General features: G+C 48.7%; 13 protein-coding genes and 1 other RNA gene. 9 read left to right on the forward strand and 5 right to left on the reverse strand.

What is annotated here, in order from left to right:
- Window positions 1-15 precede the first annotated feature (15 nt).
- Window positions 16-729, forward strand: coding sequence for a tRNA pseudouridine(55) synthase TruB (truB, locus tag FSB84_RS15400; RefSeq protein ID WP_130538832.1), 714 nt, complete (start codon window positions 16-18; stop codon window positions 727-729).
- Here truB and FSB84_RS15405 read toward each other — a convergent pair.
- Window positions 717-3,026 (reverse strand): BamA/TamA family outer membrane protein, encoded by a 2,310-nt coding sequence (locus FSB84_RS15405; protein WP_158643927.1) that lies wholly within the window; start codon window positions 3,024-3,026, stop codon window positions 717-719. The genes truB and FSB84_RS15405 overlap by 13 nt on opposite strands.
- A gap of 90 nt (window positions 3,027-3,116) precedes the next feature.
- On the opposite strand from FSB84_RS15405, the gene FSB84_RS15410 reads away from it, so the two are divergent.
- Window positions 3,117-3,848, forward strand: a complete 732-nt coding sequence (locus tag FSB84_RS15410; protein ID WP_130538834.1) for a TrmH family RNA methyltransferase — start codon at window positions 3,117-3,119, stop codon at window positions 3,846-3,848.
- A gap of 614 nt (window positions 3,849-4,462) precedes the next feature.
- Here the strand turns inward: FSB84_RS15410 and FSB84_RS15415 are convergent.
- Window positions 4,463-5,692 (reverse strand): ABC transporter permease, encoded by a 1,230-nt coding sequence (locus FSB84_RS15415; RefSeq protein ID WP_130538835.1) that lies wholly within the window; start codon window positions 5,690-5,692, stop codon window positions 4,463-4,465.
- Window positions 5,693-5,809: 117 nt separating this feature from the next.
- Between FSB84_RS15415 and FSB84_RS15420 the strand changes: the two genes are divergently transcribed.
- The 3 genes from FSB84_RS15420 (at window position 5,810) to fsa (ending at window position 8,054) form a co-directional block, all read left to right on the forward strand.
- Window positions 5,810-7,108 carry a type IX secretion system plug protein gene (locus tag FSB84_RS15420; protein ID WP_130538836.1) on the forward strand — a complete coding sequence of 433 codons (1,299 nt, stop codon included), beginning with the start codon at window positions 5,810-5,812 and terminating at the stop codon, window positions 7,106-7,108.
- Between the two features lie 113 nt (window positions 7,109-7,221).
- An RNA gene (gene ffs, locus FSB84_RS15425) (signal recognition particle sRNA small type) lies at window positions 7,222-7,320 on the forward strand.
- A gap of 56 nt (window positions 7,321-7,376) precedes the next feature.
- On the forward strand, window positions 7,377-8,054 hold the full coding sequence (gene fsa, locus FSB84_RS15430; RefSeq protein WP_130538837.1) for a fructose-6-phosphate aldolase: 678 nt from the start codon (window positions 7,377-7,379) through the stop codon (window positions 8,052-8,054).
- A 295-nt stretch (window positions 8,055-8,349) separates the two neighbouring features.
- On the opposite strand, the gene FSB84_RS15435 is transcribed toward fsa, so the two are convergent.
- The gene (locus FSB84_RS15435; protein ID WP_130538838.1) at window positions 8,350-8,784 is read right to left on the reverse strand and encodes a hypothetical protein; all 435 of its coding nucleotides are present in this window, start codon (window positions 8,782-8,784) and stop codon (window positions 8,350-8,352) included.
- Window positions 8,785-8,912: 128 nt separating this feature from the next.
- On the opposite strand from FSB84_RS15435, the gene FSB84_RS15440 reads away from it, so the two are divergent.
- The 3 genes from FSB84_RS15440 (at window position 8,913) to FSB84_RS15450 (ending at window position 13,885) form a co-directional block, all read left to right on the forward strand.
- The gene (locus FSB84_RS15440; protein WP_130538839.1) at window positions 8,913-9,806 is read left to right on the forward strand and encodes a methylated-DNA--[protein]-cysteine S-methyltransferase; all 894 of its coding nucleotides are present in this window, start codon (window positions 8,913-8,915) and stop codon (window positions 9,804-9,806) included.
- A gap of 148 nt (window positions 9,807-9,954) precedes the next feature.
- Window positions 9,955-13,476, forward strand: coding sequence for a chromosome segregation protein SMC (gene smc / locus FSB84_RS15445; protein ID WP_130538840.1), 3,522 nt, complete (start codon window positions 9,955-9,957; stop codon window positions 13,474-13,476).
- 79 nt (window positions 13,477-13,555) lie between these two features.
- A complete protein-coding gene (locus tag FSB84_RS15450; RefSeq protein WP_130538841.1) occupies window positions 13,556-13,885 on the forward strand; it encodes a DMT family protein in 330 nt (109 codons plus the stop codon).
- Between the two features lie 87 nt (window positions 13,886-13,972).
- Here the strand turns inward: FSB84_RS15450 and FSB84_RS15455 are convergent, their stop codons facing one another.
- Together FSB84_RS15455 and FSB84_RS15460 are read right to left on the reverse strand one after the other, a co-directional pair.
- Window positions 13,973-14,959, reverse strand: coding sequence for a WD40/YVTN/BNR-like repeat-containing protein (locus FSB84_RS15455; RefSeq protein ID WP_130538842.1), 987 nt, complete (start codon window positions 14,957-14,959; stop codon window positions 13,973-13,975).
- A gap of 725 nt (window positions 14,960-15,684) precedes the next feature.
- Window positions 15,685-17,133 (reverse strand): aminopeptidase P family protein, encoded by a 1,449-nt coding sequence (locus FSB84_RS15460; protein WP_130538843.1) that lies wholly within the window; start codon window positions 17,131-17,133, stop codon window positions 15,685-15,687.
- 316 nt (window positions 17,134-17,449) lie between these two features.
- Between FSB84_RS15460 and FSB84_RS15465 the strand changes: the two genes are divergently transcribed.
- A complete protein-coding gene (locus FSB84_RS15465) occupies window positions 17,450-18,160 on the forward strand; it encodes a hypothetical protein (RefSeq protein WP_130538844.1) in 711 nt (236 codons plus the stop codon).
- Window positions 18,161-18,164: the final 4 nt, after the last annotated feature.

Genomic DNA, 18,164 nt, shown 5'->3' on the forward strand with positions numbered 1-18,164 from the left:
TCCTATCTTCGCCGCATGGAATCTACACCGGTAAATGTATTTGAGCAGGGGACGGTATTGCTGATCAATAAGCCTCTTGAATGGACCTCTTTCGATGTGGTGCGCAAAGTGCGCAATATGATCCGCATCAAGAAAGTGGGTCACGCAGGTACCCTCGATCCGCTGGCTACCGGCCTGCTGATCGTTTGCACCGGCAAATTCACGAAGCGCATCAATGAATACATGGCCCGTGAAAAAGAGTATACCGGTACTTTCACCCTGGGCGCCACTACGCCTACTTACGACCTGGAAAGTGAACCGGAGAATTTCAAAGAGTTCCAGCACCTCACTCATGAGCAGCTTCTCGCTGCCACTCTTCCTTTCACCGGCGATATCCTGCAAATGCCTCCCATGCATTCTGCCATCAAGAAAGATGGGAAGCGGCTCTATGAACTGGCGCGTAAGGGACTGGAAGTAAAAGTGGACCCGCGTCCTGTAACTATCAAAACCTTCGAGATCACTTCCGTGGACCTGCCGGTTGTGCATTTCCGTGTGGTCTGTTCAACGGGCACGTATATACGCAGCCTGGCACAGGATTACGGTGCAGAGCTGGGGTGCGGCGCTTATCTCAGCAGCCTGGTGCGTACTCGCATCGGTGATTTTACGCTGGACCAGTCCATGACCATGGAGCAGGTAGCCACTTATATCGATGTAGTGAAAACAGGCGCTGAGCCTGATCAGAAAGGATAACCGATACCCAGCTGGAATTGTCCGCTGGTGATCTCAAGCTTGTGGAACCAGCCTCCATTTGTATTGGCAAATACCGGGTTCTTGAGTTTATAGGCCCAGTCGAGCCGGATGAGGAAGAAATCGAAATCGAAACGAAGACTGGTGCCCCCGCCTACGGCAATATCTTTGTACAATCTGTCTAACCGGAAACTGGCATCATCGATGCTCTTACCGGTGTTATCGAATTCCTTGCTCCAGATATTCCCGATATCAACGAAGAGTGCGCTGGCCACTTTGATACCTGCGATGGTAGTGAGGTTGAAGCGGTACTCCATATTCATTTCGAGCTGCATATTGCCGAAGCGGTCGATAGCGGAAGTGGAGTCTGTGGGCTCGTACAGGGTTGCAGAGCCGGGGCCAAGTCTTCTGATCTGCCAGGCGCGCATGCTGTATGGACCGCCTGCGGAGAAGGCCTTGAAGAATGGGAGATTGTATTCCCTGATGATGGCGCCATTGGTATCTGTGGTCTTCCCATAGATAAGGCCCACGCCGCCATAGGCGCGGAATGCGAGAGAGGATCTTCCGTAGTCGATATAATGTTTCACTTCAGCATCCAGTTTCACATAACGGCGAAGGTCACCCAGTTCCAGGTTTTTGATCAGTCCGAAGATGGCTCCGCTTTCTTCCACACGTCCGCGCAGGAGCGTGGTTCGTTTACCCCTGGTAGTTACTGTGCTGGCGCTGAGCACCTGGCTGATGATCATACCGTCGTTGAAGGCGAAGCGGTACGCGGAAATATCTTTTTCCAGACGGCGTAAACTATCGGTCTTGCGCACACTGGTATATTCGAAATTGAGCGGGATGTATTGCCAGTTGACCCTTCTTCGCGGTGTTTCGCTGCTGCCGCGCACGCGGCCGCTGATCCATTCGTAACCCCAGCTGGCTTTCATACTGGGCACCTGGAAGAATTCGCGGCGGTTGGTATAGCCCGCTTCCAGGCTCAGCACGGTACGTGGACTGAGGATACGGTCTTCCCGGCTGCTGCTCTGTTTCCAGGGCAGGATGAATTTCGGGAAATAGATATTGTGTGAAAAGCTGGCCTGCAATGTCTGCACCAGGTTGGTTCCCAGCTCGATCCCGAAACGTGCATTGGTGCTGGTCTGTATGGCTTCGCGATAAGCATTGCGGTCCAGCAGGCGGAAGTTGAGACCGATGCCGAAGAAGCGGCCATTGGACAGGAAGTCGCTCACATTACGGCTGGCTTCCACATCCACAGTGATGCTTTGTTTCTTGGCAGGATAGAGGCGGAGTGTGGCATCCAGCAGCGGCACTGAATCGTAACGTTCTCGAAGATCGAGGTCCACATTCTGCCATGGCCCCAGCTGGTTGAAATTATTGATGGTGCGGTAATACCTTCTTTGCCGGTAAAGTGCTCCGGGACGGAGTGAAATATTCTCGGCAATAAAAGGCAGCTTGAACTTGCGTGTATTGTAAAAGAATTTGAACTGCTCGATGGTAGTGGTATCCCTTTTGGCATCCGAAGTATCTTCCATCAGGTACAGGTCAGGGTACACAGATACATTGCCTATGTAGAATTTGTTCAGGTGTGTACTGTCTTTCGGTTCCCGCTGTTTGAAAACTACATTGATGGTGGGCTTTTCTCTTTTGCGCCTTAGCGAGTCCAGCAGCTGGATCTGTTCGAAAGGATCGAGTGTGGGATCGATGAGGGCGGCAACTACTGTATCCACTTCTGCGTATACACTTTCCCGGGTGATCTTGTAATAGCCATTGTCGCGGAACGAAGTCAGCAGCCGGTCGATCTCCGTGGAGATGACATCTGTAGTGTAGGGCGCCTTCTTCTTGAGATCTGAGCGGTTTTGGTATTCCAGCGCCAGCTGCTGCAGCTCGGGAGTGGTTAGCGCATAGCCGATACTGTCAATGGTCAGCTGCACACCAGGGTCTACATTTAATGTGATATAAGTGCGATTCCGCTTATTGACTGTTTTGAAGTAAAAAGTATCTGATATATTCGACTGAAAGAAACCGTTAGCCTTGAGAAGGGCGGTCATGAAAACCTTGGAGCGTCCGATATTGGTGGTATCGAAGATGGGAGGCTTCACATAATTCATCACGATGCCTGCCCAGGAGACCACACGAACTTTAAGACTATCGTCGAGCTGGTTCTGCAGTTTGTTCACCAGTTCCCTTTTCTTGTATCCTGGCATACTGCCTTTGATCTCGATATTGGTCTGATAAACGAATGTCTTGCCGATCATGGCTTTCTTCACAGTAGGGATGCAGCTGTTTCCCAGCATCATGCAAAGCAGGCAATAAACTACCCACCGTGATTGCTTTACAAATGCAGTAACTTGCTGGCCGGATGATATCATCACTAAAATCGAAGCGTAATGTTGGTTAAAACGCAGGTCAAATATATTCAAAGTTTAAGCCAGAAAAAATTAAGGGATGAAGAAGGAGTATTTGTAGCGGAAGGTCCCAAGATCGTGGAAGAGTTACTGCAGGCCGGAAATACAGACCTGGTTCAGCTTTACGCCGAGCAAGCCTGGATACAGAAACAGGCATTTCTTCCACAGAATGCAGTGCAGACGGTCACTCCTGCCGACCTGGAGCGCATCTCCTTCTTGCAGACACCGCACCAGGTGCTGGGCGTTTTCCGCAAACCTGCCTTCCCGGCGGGTCTCAGCCTTCGAAATAAAATTTCGTTAATGCTCGATACCGTTCAGGACCCCGGCAACCTGGGCACCATCATCCGTTGCGCCGACTGGTTCGGGATCAGCACTGTAATCTGTAGCCGCGATTCGGCCGATGTATTCAATCCCAAGGTAGTGCAATCCACCATGGCGGGCATTTCCAGGGTCCGCGTTTTGTACGAAGACCTTCCTCAATTCCTGCAGCAGCACTCCGATATTCCCGTATATGCGGCCACGTTGAATGGCACGCCGCTGCCGAAGCTCGGGCAGCTGAAAGAAGGCATACTGCTGATTGGTAACGAAAGTAAGGGCATCAGCAATGAACTTCTTGAGATGAGCAGTCATAAGGTTACCATTCCGCGGGTTGGCAAAGCGGAATCGCTGAATGCCGCAGTGGCAACGGGGATTATTCTTTCGCATATAGTATAACGTTGGGATGATGGTTTTTTAGGGCCCGGGGGTATGTGTAATCCGGCTGGGAAACGAACCGGCGCGGGAGGATATATGTTGGGCAATAGTGGGTTGGATTGGGCTGTGGTAATTCTGTTGGGCTGTTTCGCTTACGTTTCCGGGGCCGGAATTACACATACCCTCCGGGCCCCGCACGATGCTGGTGCAGCAGTGGACCGATATGCAATGGGGATGATTGAATGGATTCAGCCTCTATATTCCTGCCTTTCTCTTTTTCTTCTTTCTTATATCAACTCTGCAGCTACTCTATCAGCACTTTTCTGATGCCGTTGTAGTGCCAATTGATTGCTACATCGGCGCTATTGGTTTGCCTTTCAAGTTTAATGTTGCGCAGATGCGGCTTCTTTCTATGCTGGATTTTGGCTGCTGGTACCAGGGCAATTGTTGTTGCACATTCGGGGAAGTGAGTCGAAGTGATATGAAAAGCCGTCCTTGCGAAATGTAAGCGAAGCAGTACAATAATATTCCACAGCCCCATCTATCCCCACAAAAGTCCATCAAATATCCTCCCGTGCTGGTTCATTTCCCAGCCGGCGTTCATATCCTTCGACGAACCCCCAGTAAAGAAAGAGTTACCTGAATTGTATCGCCCGTACCGGCTGAATCATCTTTACAATAATGGTGGGGATCAGCAGCACCAGGAAGCAGATCAGGAAGGTGCCGGCATTGACGAGCGCTACCTGCCACCACACGATAAATACTTCGATCTTCGAAATGTAGTAGGCGTCTTCAGGAAGGCTCACCAGTCCGTAATGCTGCTGCAGCCAGCAAACTGCCAGACCGATCAGGTTGCCGAAGAAGAGGCCGGTAAAGATGATCACCGCACCATGGAAGAGGAAGATCTTCTGGATGGTCCAGTTGCTGGCGCCAAGCGCTTTGAGCAATCCAACCATGCGGATGCGCTCCATCACCAGGATGAGGAGGCAGGTGATGAGATTGAGCGTTGCTATCACGATCATGATGATGATCACGATCATGATGGTCTTGTTCTGCAGGCCCAGCCAGTCGAAGATATTGGGGAAGATATTCTTGATAGTATTGCCACGCATGCCCATGGGAAGGTCGGGGATGATGGCTTCGTTCACCTCATCCATCTGGTTGAGGTTGTTCAGGATGAGCTCGTATCCGCCGATCTGTTCGGGCTGCCAGTTGTTGAGGCGCTGGAGCAGACGGAGGTCACCGATGGCGATGAGCTTGTCGTATTCCTCGATGCCGGTTTTGTAGATGCCCGTTACCGTTAGTTTGCGGGTGCGCGGCGGGGCGCCCTGCTGGATGAAGTAAACGAGGAGGGCATCATTCACTTTCAGGTTGAGCCGGTTGGCGATATGCTGCGAGAGATTGATCTCGTTGCTGTAGCCACTATCGGGAAAATTGATCCAGCGGCCTTCTATGAGGAATCCCTTGAGATTGGAGAAATCATAATCCTTTTCCACGCCTTTGATGAGAACGCCTTCGATGGTCTCCTCGGATTTAAGGATGGCATTGCGGGTGGCGAATGCCTGAACGGATTTGATCTGAGGATGCAGTTTGGGAAGATTGGTGACGGAGTCATTCTTGCGGATGGGGATCTCTTCTGCAATGGTGACACGCGAGCCACCCCAGCTCTGGATGCGGATATGTCCCCAGAAACTGAAAACTTTCTGGCTGATGGTTTCCTTGAATCCATTGGTGAAGGCCATGGTGAGGATCATCACGGCCACGCTGATGATAGTGGCGCCTATGGATAAGCGGATCACGAACCTGGAGAATGATTTTTGCGTGTTGAAAGCGATCCGTTTGGCAATATAGGCGGCGATATTCAAGATGGGTATGTTTATTGCGCCTCAAAAATAGCCGCTGGCTTCAAATACTGCCAAAGTTTTTTCTTTATTTATGTTATAATTGTGCACAGTACATTTACGAAGTAAACAGATCAACCGATGAAAACCTTGTACCTGCTTTGTTTGATGGCGATCTCAGGAGTGTCGATGGCACAGATCCCGGACGCAGTTTATGCGCCCAATATCAAGTCTGTTCAGCTGTTCCGCAGTGGGGATCAGCTCAGTTATCCCGTTATCCGCCTCAACAGCAGTGAAAAACTGGAACTGCATTTCGACGAGATCGGCGGAGGCGTGAAACCATATTCCTACACTTTCCAGCTCTGCAATGCAGACTGGACGCCGGCTTTGTTGAGTCAGTTCGATTATATGCGTGGCTTCATGCAGCAGCGTATCAATACCTATCGCACGTCCAGCATCGCTTTCACCAGGTATACGCATTACCAGGCCTCGCTGCCGGACCAGAACTGTTTTCCCACCCGATCCGGCAATTATATCCTCCGTGTTTTTCTGAATGCTGATACCAGTAAGACCGTTTTCACCAAAAGATTCCTGGTGGTGGATGAAAAAGCCAGCGTTCCCGTACAGATCCAGCAGCCATTCAACGGACAATTCTTCCGCACAGGTCAGAAAGTGCAGTTCAAAGTGCAGCTCAGCGATGCGCTCAGGGTGAGCAACCACCTGCAGCAGGTGCGTGTGGCTATTCTTCAGAATTACCGATGGGACAATGCCCATATCGATCTCAAGCCTACTTTCTTCTCCCGCAATACACTTGAATACAATACAGAGAACGATGCCATCTTTCCGGCAGGAAAGGAGTGGAGATGGGTGGATATTCGCAGTATCCGCTTTCTCAGCGCACAGATCGCCAGTGTGAAGAACAAGCCCACCAGCACCGATATCTTCATGCATCCTGATACAGACAGAAGCGGACAACGATTCAATTTCTTCAGGGATGCCAATGGCATGTATACCATCGAAACCACGGAAAGCATCAACCCGCTCTGGCAAACTGATTACGCTACTGTCTTCTTTTCGTATGTGCCAAAGGGTAATATTCCTTTCCCGGATAAAGACATTTATCTTTTTGGTCAGTTGACAGGTTACAATCTCAACGATTCAGCCAAAATGGTTTGGAACGAAGGAAAAGGTGCGTATGAAACAAGCCTGTTTTTGAAGCAGGGTTATTATGATTATTGTTATGTGACCATCGATAAGAATGATCCCAAACGCCAGGCCAGCTTCGAGTTCACGGAAGGTAATTTCTGGGAGAGCGAAAATGAATACATGATCCTGGTTTATTACCGGCCGATCGGTGGCAGGGCCGATGAATTGATATCGGTAGGAAGAGTGAATTCATATACGGGAAGGCAGGGGATCATGAGAGGGCAGAGTTATTAGAAGCCTGATGGAGTAAAGGATCTGGCGGATGCAGCTAATTATGCGGAGAATGATTTTCAATATTTTGAGCCATTTGATTTTCAAATGAATTCATTTCTCCTTATCTTTGCGGCCGGCAGGTCTTACACGACCAGCTCCTGCAGACTCCCCCAGGGCCGGAAGGCAGCAAGGGTACGCGGTTGTAGCGGTGCGATGTAAGTAATCTGCCGATTTTTTTTCTATTTTTCCTCTCCATTATACTCCGTACCACTTATCTAAATTTTTTGTTATGAAATTCTTCATTGATACAGCCAATATTGCACAGATCAGGGAAGCCCATGATCTCGGTATTCTCGATGGTGTAACCACCAATCCTTCGCTGATGGCTAAAGAAGGCATTCGCGGAGAAGAAGCCATCAATAAACATTATCTCGATATCTGCGAGCTCGTGGATGGCGGTGATGTGAGCGCTGAAGTGATTTCAACCGATCTCGCCGGTATGATCGAAGAAGGTAAAAAACTCGCAGCTATCCATCCGAACATCGTGGTGAAGATCCCCATGACCAAAGATGGTGTGAAAGCACTCAAATATTTTTCCGACAACGGAATCAAAACCAACTGTACACTCGTATTCTCCGCCGGTCAGGCTATCCTGGCTGCGAAAGCTGGCGCCAACTACGTTTCTCCTTTCATCGGTCGTATCGATGACAGCAACTGGGACGGCGTACAACTCATCGAGCAGATCGCTCATATCTACAGCCTGCAGGGCTTCAAGACTGAGATCCTGGCAGCAAGTATCCGCAGCCCGCTTCACATTGTGAAATGCGCTGAAGTAGGAGCCGATGTTTGCACCAGCCCGCTGGATGCCATCCTGGGTCTGCTGAAACACCCGCTGACTGATATCGGTCTCGCGAAATTTGTAGAAGACGCGAAGAAAATGCAGGAACAGAAAGCTCCGGTAAAATAAATTCAACCCTCGCCAGGTATTTGGAGTGAAATACACCTTGTGCCTGGCAGGTGGAAAGGCAAAGCGGAAATGATTTCGCTTTGCCTTTTTTTTATGCGATCATCTTTTAGAGTATTGGGGCGTTCGGCAAAGGTTATGAACCGACGGCTGTAAAACATACCCGGCGCGGGAGAATGTTGGATGAGCGTTGGTGGGTTGGATGGGGCAGAGGTAATGCTGTTGGGCTTCTTCGCTTATGTTTTGAAGGCCGTCTTGTCATAAACCTTTGCCTCACTGGCTGGTGTTGCAGCAGCTTTTATCCGCGCTTCCTCTTCCTGGCGGGCTGCCTGCCTGAAGGTTGCATCACTTCTTCCATCGATTTCAATACCTCGTCATCGGGTAATTTCTTGATGTAGATGGTGATGCTTTCGCGCAAAGATGTGTCTGCTTTCAGGATCGCTTTTACTACTACACTGTCTGCGTTGAACGTTGAATCGAAATACAAATTGCAGCCGTCGAATTTACCTCCTGATGTGGTGAAGCTGATGTCTTCGGCAGACAATGGTTGCCATCTTCCATTGCTCATTTTTCCATCTACGTTGATGTAATTGTACACACCGCCTTTCTTCAGGCTGTCTGTATACAAATGGAAAGCGATACTGTCCACTTTTACTTTTTCCTTTTCCTTTTGGGCGAAAAGGGGAGAAGTAGAAAACGAAACAAGCGCTATGGCAACTAAGATTCTTATCATATCAGGCGTCAAGTTAATGAAAATGCGGCTTATGGTGCTCAGACGGTTTCCGCAAGAAGCGGGTTGCTTCAACAACGCTATTGTGGGAGTTTTGTGATAGTATCGTTCACAACAAAAAACTGTAGCGTATGTTATTTGAAAAGAGAGAACTTTACCGTTCCTTGACAGCAGAACAACATCAATACAATACTATCGCCAGGGCCATCGAGTACCTGTATGCCAACTTCAAAGACCAGCCTGACCTGGAAGAAGTGGCCGCGCAGGTGCATGTGAGCCCCTTTCATTTCCAGCGCATGTTCACGGATTGGGCGGGCATCAGTCCCAAACGTTTCATGCAATACCTGACGGCCGATTTTCTCAAAGAGAAACTGAGGGATTTTTCCAGTATAGCCGATGCTGCCGATGCCGCAGGGCTCAGCAGCCAGAGCCGTGTGTACGATCTGTTTGTAACGCTGGAAGCCGTTACACCACAGGAGTTCAGGGAAAAAGGAGAGGGCATCGTCATCGATTATGGTTTCCATTCAACACCATTTGGCGAAGTGATCATCGGCGCCACGCCGCGCGGCATCTGCTACCTGCATTTTCTGGCGGATGCAGATCATGAAAAAGCCATTCAGCAATTGCAGTTGAGTTGGGAGAAAGCCGTGCTGCAACACAATCCGCAAAAGACAGCCCTTTTGACTGAAATGGTTTTCGATCCTTCCAAAAGAAAGGAAAAACTGAACGTGCTGGTGAAAGGAACCAATTTCCAGGTAAAGGTTTGGAATGCACTCTTAAAAATTCCTTCCGGATCGCTGACCACTTACCAGGATGTGGCCAGGGAGATCGGGAACCCGCGTGCACTGCAGGCCGTAGGATCCGCTGTAGGAGCCAATCCAGTTGCTTTTCTCATCCCCTGTCACCGGGTGATCCGTAAGAACCTGGTGCTGGCCGACTATATGTGGGGACCGGAACGCAAGAAAGCCATCCTCGGATGGGAGCTTAGTCGCGATATTATTGTACCGGAAACCGGTATTTTATAGCGTTTCCGGCTCTTTTTATCCCCACGAACTGCACAAGTGAAGTAATGGTGCATAAGAATCTATTGAATTTGGAGGACGGTAACAAAGCAAAACCTATTTTGTACCTCAAAGCTGTTATATTTGCTGTCCTTTAAAAAAATAGACAAAAGTGCGATTAAAGAGTTTAGAAATTAAGGGCTTTAAAAGTTTCGCGGATAAGACCGTGCTGAACTTCGACACTGGTATCACCGGCGTTATCGGCCCCAATGGATGTGGCAAGAGTAATATCATTGACTCCATCCGTTGGGTGATCGGTGAACAGAAGATCAGTCATCTCCGCTCTGAAAACCTCGAAAGCCTGGTTTTCAATGGCTCCAAAACCCGCTCCGCCAGTGGCCTCGCGGAAGTTAGCCTTACCTTCGAGAACACCAAGAATCTCCTGCCCACAGAATTCAATACGGTTACCGTAACGCGTAAATTCTACAAAAGCGGGGAGTCCGAGTATCGTCTCAATGATGTGCAATGCCGCCTCAAGGATATCCAGAACCTCTTCATGGATACCGGGGTGAGCACAGACTCCTATGCCATCATCGAACTGGGTATGGTGGACGAGATCATCAAAGACAAAGAGAACAGCCGCCGCCGCATGCTGGAACAGGCCGCTGGTATCACTATCTATAAAACACGTAAGAAAGAAGCCAAACAAAAGCTGGACGCCACCGAACAGGATCTTGCCCGTATCGAAGACCTGCTGTTCGAGATCAACAACCAGTTGAAAATGCTCGAGAACCAGGCCAAGAAAGCGGAGAAATTCTATGAGATCAAGAAGGAATACCGCGAGTACTCCATCGAACTGGCCAAAGCTTCACTGGAAGGTTTCAATCTCACTTACCGCGATCTGAATACTCAATCTGAAACCGAAACAGATAAAAAGATCCGCCTTGAAGCCATCATCGCCAACGAAGAAGCAGGCATCGAAGCAGAAAAAGTAGGTTTCATCGAAAAAGAACGCGCCCTGCAAAGCATGCAGCATGAGTTCAACGACCTCCTGCAATTACTGCGCACCAAGGAAAACGATAAGAACCTCGCTTCTCAAAAACTGAACTTCCTCAAGGAACGCGAAAACAGTCTCCAGGAATTCCTCAACAAATCTGAAGGAACACTCAAAGGACTGGAAGAAAGCATCGAATTCACCAAGCTCCAGATCGGAGAGGAAGAAGGAAAACTGGAAGGCCTCGAACAACAGCTCGAAGACCTGAAAGCCTCATCAGAAGAGAAACGTGGCATCTTCGATACAAAGCGTGTGCATGTAGACAGTCTCCGCAGCGAGAACCTGGCCATGCAGCGCAACCAGTTTGAAGCCGAGAAAAAAGTGGCCGTTGCCGATACTTCTATTCAAAACCTTCAATCCAGCATCTCGCAGATTGAAGAAGAGAAAGAAGTTCGTCGCAGCCAGCTCAAGCAGCTCGAAGAAGAAATGATGACGCGTGAGCAGGAGCTCGAAAGCCGCAAGCGCGATCTGCAACAACTCCAGGAGCAACATGAGCGCACCAAGGAGCAGATCCTTCAGTCGCAGTCCGAAATGGAAATCCTTCGTCAGCAACTGGCCGAAGAGAACCGTAAACTGGATGCCAAACGCAACGAATACGACCTGCTGAAGAGTCTTATCGACTCCATGGAAGGTTATCCCGAGAGCGTAAAATTCCTGCACAACAATCCTAACTGGAACCATACAGCGCCCATTCTTTCCGATATCATTTATGTAAAAGAGGAATTCCGCGCAGCTGTGGAGAACGTGCTGGAGCCTTACCTCAACTACTATGTGGTGAACAACCTCCAGGAAGGTATGCAGGCCGTTCACCTGTTGGATAATAACAAAAAAGGGAAAGCGAACTTCTTCCTGCTGGACAAGCTCACTAACGCCGATGCTTCTGCGCACAGCGCACCCGCCGATACCATTCCTGCCATGCAGGTGATTGAGGTGGATGAGCAGTACCGTCAACTGGCAGAACACCTGCTGGGCAATGTGTTCATCGCGGAGAATGAGAGCGCCCTGGAAAATTCCAATGGCTCAGTGGTGCTGGAAAAGACCGGTAAATATGTAAAAGGGAAATTCTCCCTCACCGGAGGCAGTGTAGGAGTATTCGAAGGAAAGAAGATCGGCCGCGCCAAGAACCTCGAGAAATTATTCGAAGAGATCCAGGTGCAGGAGAAGATCGTTGCAGACCTGAAAATGGCGATCCAGGCCAAGCACAATGAAGTGATCGGCTACAATGAACAATTGAAGGAAACCGCCATCAAACAGGCGCAGGAAGATATCAACCGTCTTACCAACCAGGTATTCTCGCTCCAGAACAAGATCGAGAGCCTGCACGGTTTGCAAAGCTCCTCCCAGAACAGGATGGAAGACCTGCAGATGAACCTGCAGAACACTTCCGCTTCCATCGAAGGCACACGCCAGGAATGGATGAAACTGGTAGACACACTGAATGAGATCCGCGAAACCCTGCGCGTAGCGGAAGAAGAATACAAATATGCTGAAAGCCAGTACCAGCAGGCAACTGCATCGTACAACGAGTTCAACCTGCAGGTAACGCGACAGCATAGCCGAATCAACCAGCTGAAACAGGAATCAGAGTTCAAAGGCAATCAGCTCCGCGACCTCAAGACACAGATCGAAAGCAACAACGCACAACTGAAAATGACCGTTGAGAGCCTCACGGAAAACGAAGAAGTGCTTGCCAATGCTGAGAATGGACTGGTAGACATGATGCGCCGCAAGGAAGAAGAAGAAAAGAAACTGAACGAAGCCGACCAGGCCTTCTATAATATGCGCAACGCGCTCAATGAAAAGGAATCCGAACTGCGGGCCAAAGTGAAAGAGCGTGAGCAACTGGATCATCTCCTCACCGAGATCAAAGACAAGCTCACTGAACTGAAGCTCCAGCTGGCCGGTATGAAGGAAAGGCTCAACGTGGAATTTCGCATCGACCTCGATGAGATCATCGATCAGCCAAGGACCAACGATATACCCACTGAAGAGCTCCAGGAAAAATGCGATCGCATGAAGAAACGCCTGGAGAATCTCGGGGAAGTGAATCCCACAGCCATCGAAGCCTTCATGGAAATGAAGAAACGTTATGAGTTCATCCTCGAACAGAAGAACGACCTCGTAACGGCCAAGGACAGCCTGATGCAGACCATCCAGGAAGTGGAAGCCACTGCCAACCAGCAGTTCCTCGACACATTCAACCAGGTACGCGAGAACTTCCAGAAAGTGTTCAAGGCCCTCTTCACGGAAGATGATACCGCTGACATGATCCTGGAGAATCCTGAGAACCTGGCCGAGACAGGTATCGATATCGTCGCGAAGCCAAAAGGTAAACGCCCTTCATCCATCACGCAATTGAGTGGTGGAGAGAAGACCCTTACGGCCACCGCGCTGCTCTTCGCCATCTACCTGATCAAACCGGCTCCTTTCTGTATCCTGGATGAGGTGGACGCGCCGCTGGATGATGCCAACGTTGGCAAGTTCACGCAGATGATCCGCAAGTTCAGTGAAGAAAGCCAGTTCATCATTGTAACGCACAACAAAATGACCATGAGCGCCGTAGACGTGATCTATGGCGTTACCATGCAGGAACCTGGTGTAAGCAAACTGGTACCCGTGGATTTCCGCGGACTCAACTAAGTTACTAACGTTCACATATAGATGAATATATAAAGCCCGTGCTTGCACGGGCTTTTACGTGAACTTCTCAACAACATATATGAAGACCATTCTCTTACTGGTAGCGTCCAATATTTTCATGACCATCGCCTGGTATGGACATCTCAAGAACCAGAATATCCCGATGTGGAAGGCTATCCTCGTGGCCTGGGGCATTGCCTTCTTCGAGTATTGTCTGATGGTGCCTGCCAACAGGCTGGGCTATGGCAACGGATTCAACGGTTTCCAGCTGAAGATGACCCAGGAAGTGATCACCCTCGTTGTGTTCACGGTGTTTGCAGTATTCTATCTGAAAGAACCATTTCACTGGAAGTACCTGGTGAGCTTTGTGCTGTTGCTGGGAGCGGTATATTTTGCTTTCAAGAAATAAACAGCGTGTGCACGGTGGCTAGCCAGAGGTGAGCAAAAAAAAGTCACTCGCCGGGGAGGCGAGCGACTGCCAGCACTTCGAATATTTTTAATACACTAATTTTGCAATCTTCCCATCTCCTGCCAGAATCACCGTCCTGCCTGCTTTTGAGCGTTTCACCACATTGTAGCTTTCTTTGGAGATGAGTGTCCAGTGCATGCCGAGGTCATTGGAAACATCCACACCACTTGTGCCACAGCAGATGAGTTGTCCGCCTGTGATGAATTCCACACCGCTCCTGTAACCATGTGGCGGTACAGCCGGCTTACGGAATGCTGCAGGCTGACTGAGTTTGAAGAGCACACAGTTACCTTCAGTGGAAGTATCGGAAGTATAATTGCCACCTACCACGGCTGCCTGGTCTTTGTAAACAGCCAGGGAATAAGCGCCGGTGGTCTCTTTCCCTTTTACCATTGGCAGCTCGATGGCATTATCGGGTGTGAGTATGCGCGAAACCATTCCTCCTGAAACAGCTGTGAATTTATTCTTTGCATGATAAATGATATTGGTGCCGCTGGCTGCGAAGAATGCTTCGCCCTTGCCGGCTTTGATAGGGGAGCCGCGGTATTTGTCCCATGAGTTGCCGCCATCTTTGGTAGTGAGCAGGTATACTTCATCGTTGATGGGATCTCCGATCACGATGCCATTCTTTGCATCTGCAAAGTCCATTGCGTCCATGAACACGCCTTTGGTGGTATCGGTGAATACGTTGTTCCATGTTTTGCCACCATCTGTTGTTTTGAGGATATTACCCGGCTCTGCGATAGCGATCACTATAGCAGTATTGGCGTCAAATGCTTCAATGTCGCGGAACTCACGTTTTTCAAATCCCGGTACTATGTTCCATTCCCAGGTTTTGCCGCCATCGGTAGACCGGCCAACGGTGCCACCGCTGCCGCTGGTCCAGATCAGGTTATCGTTAAGCACACAAAGCCCGCGCAGGCTGGATTTGATGCCTGTCTTCAAAATTTCTATTTTCTGTGAATATCCTGTAAGGGAGAGTAAACATGCGATGATGAGTAACCGAACTTGCATATAGCAGCAGATTTAATGGCTCTAAAAGTAGTGATTATTGACCATCGCTCCATATTAGTTTGATTGCATCTGTAAATGTTCCGGCATCGAAAACATAAGCGAATAACTTCAATAGAATTACCACACCTCACCCCAACCAATCTACAGCCCAACAAACATTCTCCAGCGCTGGTTTGTTTTTCAGCCGGCGTTCATACCGGCTTTGCGCAACCAGGCACAACAGCCAAAAAAGAAAAAGCCTTGGCTGAGTAATCAGCTAAGGCCTTTTTTGTTTCAGTCGATCTGCAAATAATTTTCCTAAGTATTGGATCTTTCGGTCGAGTGGCTGTTTGGAGCCGGGGTTTTAAGGATATCGACTGAGAATTTCAATGGAACTTGGACTCAAAACGGTTTTCTAGATGATATTGAACACGGATCAGGTGGTTTTTCCAGGACAATTATGTTTCCTAATAAAGATTTTACGCTTACAAAAGGACCAGGTACTTGTACTGAAGGATACTGGTTTACTGTTGAATTTTCAAAAGTATTGGAAAGGAAGAATGGATTTCTGAGGGATATTCAGAAGGATATTTGGATCAGATGTAGAAACAAAATTACGAACCCTCGATTTATTGACATAGAGCAATAATGCCCTTTTTTTGCTGTTCAGTTATTACGTTAAGAATAGTATAAAAAACATGTATATCATCGTATATTCCGATGGAAATACGCGTAATTCTACCAGTCTAGAATCCTTTTTTGCCTGATTGTAAGGGGGGAAGCACAAAATTGTCCAGCGCACTTTTCTGTGCGATGGTATTTTCCACCTCCGCGATGGTCCGCGGGGCATTGCGTGATAACAGCTCATAATCCTTCTCTCTGATCAGCAGATCGTCCTCGATGCGAACCGCGATGGTCCACCATTTTGGATCACAGTTGCTGTTTTTCGGAATATAGATGCCTGGTTCGATTGTGATCACCATTCCTTTTTTAACGGTACCGTAATTTCCGCGGTCGTGCACATCCAGTCCGATATGATGACCCAGGCCATGGGGATAATACTTGCCTGCTTCCGATTTGTTTTTGGCGATGCCCAGGTTTACGAGTCCTTCGAGGATCACTTCACGGGAAACTTTGTCGAGCTCCTGCCAGCTGGCGCCGTCTTTACATAATTTGAAAGCGGCTTCCTGTGCGTCGTATACAAGTTGATAGATGAGTTTCTGTTCAGCGGTGAATTTACCATTGGCGGGAATGGTGCGGGTAACATCTGCCGTGTAGCCGTGATATTGCGCGCCCACGTCCATCAGCACCATACGGTTGGCCACCTGGAGATCGTTGTTTTCCTGGTAATGCAGCACGCAGCCGTTGTTGCCTGCGCCTACGATACTCGGGTAGCCTACTTCTTCTGCGCCGTATTTTTTATGCACGAATTCATGCAGGCCCTGGATCTCACGTTCAGACATATCCGGTTTTACGGCTTTCATCACTTCCACCTGTCCATTGCAGGAGATCTCCACGGCTTTTCGGAGCAGCGCGATCTCTTCTTCGGTCTTGATCTCCCGCAGCTGGGCTGTGTATTTGTAATAAAGGGTAGTATTGAATTTCCCTTTTCCATTCAGGGAATCTGAATAACCGGACCTTGCGATGAACTGGTTCATGAGTGCATACAGCCCTTCGCCACGTGTCTGTTTGCGATCCATATCCTGTGGAAAACCGTAGAGCAGTACCTGACTGAATTTATCGAAGCTGATGGGATGCTTGCTGAAATCGCCGCCATTGAACACCTGTGCGATCTTCAGTTTTTGTTTCACTCCTTCTGCTCCGAGGCGGATGCCGGTCCACTGTTCGGCGCCGGGATCGCGTTTCTGTACAAAGAAAAGTTCTTTGTAAGTACTGCCATCGGCTGCAGTTTGCGGCTCCTTGAAGATAAAGAGCATGGCATTGGGTTCTGTGTAGCCGGTAAAATAATACAGATCGGGGTTGGGATGATAAACATAGTCAACGTCGTTGGAGAATTTCCGCATGGGATAGGCGAATACTACGGTAACGGAATTGTCTGGCATCAGTTCCCGGAGGGCTTCTCTTCTTCCTGCATGGAATTCAGGACTGAGATAATCCTGGGGTAAATTGTTTTCCTGTGCGGATGCAACGGAAACCAACAGCAGGAACATCATAACAGGGAAGCTTATACGCATACAGTTGTTTTTGGTGAGTTTAGAGCGAACTGCATAAATATAAAAAAAGAAACAAAGCCCGGAAAGCGAGGCGGGGCGAATGGCAGAAGTGCAGGCCGGCAGGCCATTACAGCAGTTGAATGGTAGATGTTGAAGGTTCTGTTGCAGGATTTTCCATCAGTGGAAACCCATTGCAAGTAGTTATGATCCAATCCATCGTATTTTATGCAGAATTAGCGAAGTACAATTACTGAAAAATGAAATGGTTACAATATTTGAACCCTTTTAAGCGATTTTACAGCGTAACGAAAGAGCAGTGAAAAATCAATTATATCATTTGATATCAGTGTTGACGGTCGTGGCATATTTTCTGCCCATTGCGATCGTGGCGATCAGAAGACTGTGGAAGGAAACTACTTTACTTGTTTTTGCAGCTTACTGGGCCCTCAGCGGATTTATCAACATCACAGATAAGATTACCGGCATTCCGGAAAATGTAATGGTCAATATCGGCATCATTTATAATATGCTCGATATGCCGCTGGTGATTGCCATTTATTGTTTTACCACCAAACTAAGCGGGATCCGCAATTTCACTCGCATTGTACTTCCCATTTATTTACTGGCGCTCTGTTTGAACCCGTTTTTTCAGGGTTTGAACTATGATGGTCTCAAATACTTGCTGGGACTGGGTTTGATACTGGTGTTCACCATCATTATCTGGGACCTGGTGTATCACCTGCGCAAGCTTGAGCATTCTTCGCGCGAAAAGGCGCAGATGCTGATCGACGCAGCCCTGCTGTTCCAGTATGGCACTTATGTGATCATTTATATATTCGATTACTTCTGGGTGAAAGCCAGCAATGAAACCGATAATTTCATTATCTATTATATCTCCAGTATCGTTGCGCTCACGGTAGGTAGTTGCGCTTACCTGCTGGTTCGGAGGCAGGAACCTGCGAAATCCCGACACAAAAAGATCCGGTCAGACCGTAACTCTGACGAACGCAACAAATCGCAGGAAGATTCCATTTTTACAACTTATTAGAAAA

The organism is Pseudobacter ginsenosidimutans, assembly GCF_007970185.1.
GTDB lineage: Bacteria > Bacteroidota > Bacteroidia > Chitinophagales > Chitinophagaceae > Pseudobacter > Pseudobacter ginsenosidimutans.

Bases quoted from the DNA above. Each gene is read 5' to 3' on its own strand.
- truB (WP_130538832.1), top strand. From the start codon at position 16: ATGGAATCTACACCGGTAAATGTATTTGAGCAGGGGACGGTATTGCTG.
- fsa (WP_130538837.1), top strand. From the start codon at position 7,377: ATGAAATTCTTCATTGATACAGCCAATATTGCACAGATCAGGGAAGCC.
- FSB84_RS15405 (WP_158643927.1), bottom strand. From the start codon at position 3,026: ATGATGCTGGGAAACAGCTGCATCCCTACTGTGAAGAAAGCCATGATC.
- FSB84_RS15460 (WP_130538843.1), bottom strand. From the start codon at position 17,133: ATGCGTATAAGCTTCCCTGTTATGATGTTCCTGCTGTTGGTTTCCGTT.
- FSB84_RS15455 (WP_130538842.1), bottom strand. From the start codon at position 14,959: ATGCAAGTTCGGTTACTCATCATCGCATGTTTACTCTCCCTTACAGGA.
- FSB84_RS15440 (WP_130538839.1), top strand. From the start codon at position 8,913: ATGTTATTTGAAAAGAGAGAACTTTACCGTTCCTTGACAGCAGAACAA.
- FSB84_RS15450 (WP_130538841.1), top strand. From the start codon at position 13,556: ATGAAGACCATTCTCTTACTGGTAGCGTCCAATATTTTCATGACCATC.
- FSB84_RS15435 (WP_130538838.1), bottom strand. From the start codon at position 8,784: ATGATAAGAATCTTAGTTGCCATAGCGCTTGTTTCGTTTTCTACTTCT.
- FSB84_RS15420 (WP_130538836.1), top strand. From the start codon at position 5,810: ATGAAAACCTTGTACCTGCTTTGTTTGATGGCGATCTCAGGAGTGTCG.
- FSB84_RS15410 (WP_130538834.1), top strand. From the start codon at position 3,117: ATGTTGGTTAAAACGCAGGTCAAATATATTCAAAGTTTAAGCCAGAAA.